This is a genomic window from Mesorhizobium sp. (assembly GCF_004962925.1).
GTDB lineage: Bacteria > Pseudomonadota > Alphaproteobacteria > Rhizobiales > Rhizobiaceae > Mesorhizobium.
Window position 1 is genome coordinate 1 of sequence record NZ_SUEO01000247.1, and the last position, 981, is coordinate 981.

The 981-nt window shown below is 66.1% G+C and carries 1 protein-coding gene and 1 pseudogene; both read left to right on the forward strand.

Going from position 1 to position 981, the window contains the following annotated elements; all coding sequences use genetic code 11:
• A pseudogene (locus tag E5W87_RS30965) lies at positions 1 to 764 on the forward strand (precorrin-3B synthase); the annotation flags it as partial.
• A 2-nt stretch (positions 765 to 766) separates the two neighbouring features.
• On the forward strand, positions 767 to 981 hold a 215-nt coding region (locus E5W87_RS30970), incomplete at its 3' end, for a precorrin-8X methylmutase (protein ID WP_292406420.1).

Sequence of the window (981 nt, forward strand, 5' to 3'; positions counted from 1 at the left end):
CTCGTCCTGCGACGCTCATAGTTGGCGAAAGCGGCCATGAGAGCTCGATCTCCCCCCTTGCGGGGGAGATGTCCGGCAGGACAGAGGGGGGTGCGCAGGATCGCCTGCCTCTCAAATTGTCCGAACTAACACCTTCGCCGATCGGCCTCTTCGCCCTCACAAGCGATGCAACCGCCCTCGGGATCGGCCTGCCCTTCGGCAGCATGCCCGCGCAAAAACTCATCGGCCTCGTACAAGAAGCTATCGTCCTGGGCGCAACCCAAATCCGCCTCGCGCCACGACGCGCGCTGCTTTTCCTTGGCCTCTCCCCGACCGCCTGCCGCTCACTCCAGCAAGCCGCCGCCACCATCGGCTACGTCATCGACGCTGCCGATCCGCGCAGCAGGATCGCCGCTTGCCCCGGTGCGCCGGCCTGCACCTCCGGCCGGATTGCGACGCGCGATATCGCCGAGACCATTGCAGCCGAAAACCATGACATCCTCGATTCCTCGCTCACGCTTCATATCTCCGGCTGCGCCAAGGGTTGTGCGCATCCCGGCCCGGCGGCGCTGACACTGGTCGGCGGCGATAACGGAGCCGGACTTGTCGTGGACGGGACGGCTAAGACCCTTCCTGCCGGATACAGGCCGGGCTATGACGCCGCGCGCGGCATCGGCAGCATTGCCGCAGCGATCCGCCGCGCACGACTTCGAGGCGAAACCGCCGCCACTTGCCTGGCAAGGCTTGGCGCGGCCGGTGTCACCGAACTCTACCGACAGGAATGAATATGGCCGCCTATGACTACATCCACGACGGCACGGCGATCTATGAGCGCTCCTTCGCCATCATTCGTGCCGAGGCCGACCTTTCGCGCTTTTCCGACGCCGAGGCCGATGTCGCCATCCGGATGATCCACGCCTGCGGCCAGGTCGAGGCCGCGCAGCACTTTGTTTTTTCGGAGGATTTCGTTGCCGCCGCGCGCACGGCGCTGGCGGCCGGCGC